This window comes from Methylobacterium variabile (genome assembly GCF_001043975.1).
GTDB classification, from domain to species: domain Bacteria; phylum Pseudomonadota; class Alphaproteobacteria; order Rhizobiales; family Beijerinckiaceae; genus Methylobacterium; species Methylobacterium variabile.
On the sequence record NZ_LABY01000262.1, the window covers coordinates 1 to 4,023 of the forward strand.

Sequence of the window (4,023 nt, forward strand, 5' to 3'; positions counted from 1 at the left end):
CTCGGCCTCGCCGGCCTCCTCGCCGGCCGGGCGGAGATCACCGGGCTCGTCCTCGAGCGGGCCCGGATCGCCCTGCCGGACGGCGACGACGGCCGGAGCGCGGACTGGGCCGACCCGGCCGCACGGCTCGTCGCCGCCGGCCGGGGCCGGCACCTGCGCCGCCTCGTCCTCGTCGACGCGACGCTGACCGGCCGCGACCCTCGCAGCGGTGCCCTCGAGCGGATCACCGGCGTGAACCTGGTGGCGAACTGGCCGCGCCCGAGCGCCGGGCTCGACCTGTCCGCCGCCTTCACCTGGCGCGGCGTGCCGGCGACGCTGACGCTCAGCGGCTTGCGCCCGCGCGAGGTCGCGGCCGGCGCCGAGAGCCCGGTCACGGCGGTCCTCACCTGGGCGCGGGCCGGCGGGACGGGCGCGCCCGCGGCCGAGGGCAGCGCCGAGATCGACGGCAGCCTGACCTGGGTCAGGGACGCGGGTGCCAAGGGCGCGGGTGCCGAGGATGCAGGTGGCAAGGATGCGGGTGCCGGGGACGTCGCGGCCGCGGGCCCGCGCCTGTCCGGCCAGGGCCGCTTCGCCACCCCGGCCCTGTCCGGAACCTTGGCCTGGCTCGGGATCGAGCCCGGCCCCGCCGCCCTCGCGGGGCCGGTGAGCCTCGAGGGCCGCCTCGTCGCCGGTCCCGGCGGCGTGGAATGGCCGGAGATCCGGGTGCGGGTCGGCGACAACCAGCTCGAGGGCGCCGGTGCCGTGGCGCTGGCGCGGGGGCACATCGCCGTCTCCGGCACCCTGGCGGCCGAGCGGCTCGACCTCTCGGGCCTCGTGCCCGCCGCGGAGCCCGGGGGCGGCTGGAGCCGCGCGCCGCTCACCCTCGACGGGCTCACCCGCGGCGACCTCGACCTGCGCCTCTCCGCGGCGTCCGCCCGCCTCGGCCCGGTCGAGGCGCAGGACGTCGCCGCCGGCCTCCTGGTGCGCGCCGGCACCGTGGAGGCGACCCTGGGGCGCGCCACCGTGCAGGGCGGCACCGTCAAGGGCCGGGCCGTCCTGGCGACGCTGCCCGCCGGCCTCGACGCCCGGCTCCAGGGCAGCGCCGACCGGATCGACCTCGGCGGCCTGTTCGCCGATCTCGGCTGGCCGCGCTGGATCCTCGGCCGGGCGCAAGGGTCGGTCGCCCTCGACAGCGCCGGCTCGAGCCTCGCCGACCTCGTCGGGCGTCTCGGCGGGCGGGCCGCCGCCACGGTCGAGGGCGGGGAGATCCTGGGCCTCAACCTCGCCGACCTCGCCCAGAAGCCCGAGACCGCCGCCACCGCCTTGCGCCGGGGCGGTCGCACCCATTTCGAGCGCGCCCGGGTCAGCCTCACGGTGAGCGACGGCGTCGCCGAGATCGGCCAGGGCCAGGTTCGCGGCGCGGCCCTGACGGCGAGCCTCGGCGGCCGGGTCTTCCTGGCCGAGCGCCGCCTGGGCGCCGAGGCCCGGATCGAGCCCCTGCCCGACGGGCGTCCGGCCGGGAGCTTCGCCATCGAGGGGCCGTGGCTGCGCCCGACCGTCCGGCCCCTCGCCGCCCGCACGCCCTCCCCGGCCCTGCCGGCCGCCGCCAGCGCCTACGCACCCTGACCGGACGGCCTCACCGGCGCCGGCCGTCCCGCGCGGGGCGGCGCGTCACTTGCGATAGGCGGTGGCCTTGAACGTCCATTGCCACCGCTCCAAGGGCACCTCGCAGCTTCCAACAGGCTCGTCCTCGCAGGTTCCCTCCGGCGGCTCGTGGGTGAGCCCGAAGATGATCCGGCGGTCGCCTTTCCGGTATCCTTGCAGCGTCGACCCCGGTCCGTCGGCCGCGACCCCCGGGAGATCCTTCCAGTCTTTCACGATCCGCCGCAGACGACCTTCGGCATCGCCGAAATCGTGCCGGATCCCCGTGGCCTTGGCCGAGAAGAGGCAGGCCGTGCCGGCGGGCGCGTCATCGGCGACGGCCTTCGGCGCCCCGACGGTCGCGGTGACCGGGAAGCCCAAGGCCTCGGTGAAGTCCTTCGCCAGTGTTGCGCAGAGATCCGGGGTCCAGGGCTTGGCCGGCGCCGCCCGGGTCGAGCCGATGCCGGCGACCGACAGAAGGATAGCCAGGGCGATCCGATGCATGTGCTGGCTCCCGGTCGCGCCGCCGCAGACCTGCACTCCGGGACATCGGTGCAGGGGCGGCGCCTGTACGATCACACCGCTGCGTGAACAGGAAATCTTCACGCGAGGCAATATGGCTTCACGACAGCGAAGTCTCGGACTGGCAGGATTGAGACGCTGCGCTTTATGATTGAGACGGCCCGCACGGCCCGTCTCATCCCCCTGCACGCCGAGGAGCCGTGATGGAACACCCGATGCGACCGCGCCGCCGCGCCGCTCCCCGGGCAGCCCTGTGGGCCGCGGCGACCGGCTGCCTCGCCGCGCTGCCCTGTGCCGCTGCGCCGGCCCAGCCCGCTCCGCCCGCCCCGACCCTGCCGGCCCCGCCGGAGGCACCGCCCGCGGCTCCGCCGGGCGGGTTCCCGGCGCTGAACGCGACGCCCTACTTCCGGATCGTGCCGATGAACGAGGCCCGCACCATCGGCTTCTTCACCAGCCTCTTCCCGGACTGCTCGTCGCAGGGGCCGGTGGTGGCGCGCCTCGTCGACGGGCCGAAGCACGGCAGCGTGCGCTTCGCGTCCGAGGCGTCCTTCCCGCGCTACAGCCCCGGCTCGCCCCTCGCCTCCTGCAACGCCCGCAAGGTCGAGGGGCTCAAGATGACGTTCGAGGCCGCCGAGGGCTACGAGGGGCTCGACGCCTACCGGGTCCTGATCATCTATCCGGACGGCTCGGCCACCAACCTCGACGTCAAGGTCTCGATCCGCTGATCCGTCCTCATCCCGGGTCCTTCAGGAGCTCCGCCACGAAGGCCGGCACCGCCCGGGTGGCCGCCTCGAAGGTGCCGGCGGTGTCGGAGGGGGCGAGGTTGATCTCGTGGGTCGGGATCCCGGTCGCCCGGGCCCGGGCGACGAAGCCCGCCGCCGGATAGACCGCCCCGGAGGTGCCGATCGCGACGAAGAGGTCGGCCGCGTCGAGGGCCGCCGCGATGGCGTCGAGGTGGAGCGGCACCTCGCCGAACCAGACCACGTCCGGGCGCATCCCGCCCCGGCGCCCGCAGGCCGGGCAGGCCGTGTCGACGGAGAGGTCCTCGGCCCAGGGGCGCCCGCGGCCGCAGGCGGCGCAGCGCGCCCGCATCAGCTCGCCGTGCATGTGCGTGACCGCCCGCGAGCCGGCGCGCTCGTGCAGGTCGTCGACGTTCTGGGTGCACAGGAAGAGCCGGCCGCCGCAGGCGGCGAGGCCCTCCTCCAGGCGCGCCAGCGCCGCGTGGGCGGCGTTGGGGGCAGCCTCGCGCACCCCCTGGCGGCGCAGGTTGTAGAAGGCGTGGACCTCCTCGGGCTCGCGGGCGAAGGCCTCGGGCGTCGCGAGGCGCATCGGGTCGAACCGGCGCCACAGCCCGCCCGGGTCCCGGAAGGTGCCGAGCCCGCTCTCGGCCGAGATCCCGGCCCCGGTGAGCACGAAGACGTTCACGCGCCGCCCTCCCGCCCGATCCGCGATACGGGCGACGACTGGGACACGATTGTATCAAAGCTCGCGCCGGCATTGTTCTGTCGGGCACGAGACCATCCGGATGCCGTCACTGTGACCTCCGTTGAGACTTTATCAATTCTTGGCATGGACAATCCCCTTCACCCATCCTAAGTGAGGATCGTGCCCGCGCGCATGGCCGCGGGCTGCTGATTCCGAACAGATCGCTTCAGGACATTCAATGACGCGCCACCGCGCGAGACCGTCATTCACGGTCGAGATCAAGCGCAGCCGCACCTCTCCCCTGATCGCCCCGGCCGACAGCGAGCGGCCCCAGAGCGAGCGCCCCGCGAACAAGCCCCCGGCGAGCGCGCCCGCGAGCGAGCCCGAGCGCAGGCCCTCCGCCGGCCGCAATCTCTGGGCCGGCACGGGCCTGCTGGAGGAGGCCGCGGCCGCCAC

At 75.3% G+C, this 4,023-nt stretch carries 4 protein-coding genes and 1 pseudogene; 3 read left to right on the forward strand and 2 right to left on the reverse strand.

Annotated elements, in window-relative coordinates; translation table 11 throughout:
* Positions 1-1,605 (forward strand): AsmA family protein (locus VQ02_RS30155; RefSeq protein WP_048447944.1); only part of this gene is annotated, 1,605 nt, incomplete at its 5' end.
* A gap of 45 nt (positions 1,606-1,650) precedes the next feature.
* Here VQ02_RS30155 and VQ02_RS30160 read toward each other — a convergent pair.
* Positions 1,651-2,235: a hypothetical protein gene (locus tag VQ02_RS30160; protein WP_157080874.1), complete on the reverse strand. Its 585-nt coding sequence runs from the start codon at positions 2,233-2,235 to the stop codon at positions 1,651-1,653.
* Positions 2,236-2,345: 110 nt separating this feature from the next.
* On the opposite strand from VQ02_RS30160, the gene VQ02_RS30165 reads away from it, so the two are divergent.
* Complete coding sequence (locus tag VQ02_RS30165; RefSeq protein WP_048447946.1) at positions 2,346-2,867, forward strand: hypothetical protein; 522 nt, start codon at positions 2,346-2,348, stop codon at positions 2,865-2,867.
* 7 nt (positions 2,868-2,874) lie between these two features.
* Here VQ02_RS30165 and VQ02_RS30170 read toward each other — a convergent pair whose 3' ends face one another.
* Positions 2,875-3,567 carry a Sir2 family NAD-dependent protein deacetylase gene (locus VQ02_RS30170; protein ID WP_048447947.1) on the reverse strand — a complete coding sequence of 231 codons (693 nt, stop codon included), beginning with the start codon at positions 3,565-3,567 and terminating at the stop codon, positions 2,875-2,877.
* A 238-nt stretch (positions 3,568-3,805) separates the two neighbouring features.
* Between VQ02_RS30170 and VQ02_RS30175 the strand changes: the two are divergent.
* A pseudogene (locus tag VQ02_RS30175) lies at positions 3,806-4,023 on the forward strand (hypothetical protein); the annotation flags it as partial.

Excerpts from the sequence above, each read along its gene's own strand:
- VQ02_RS30165 (WP_048447946.1), top strand. The coding sequence starts at position 2,346 with ATGGAACACCCGATGCGACCGCGCCGCCGCGCCGCTCCCCGGGCAGCC.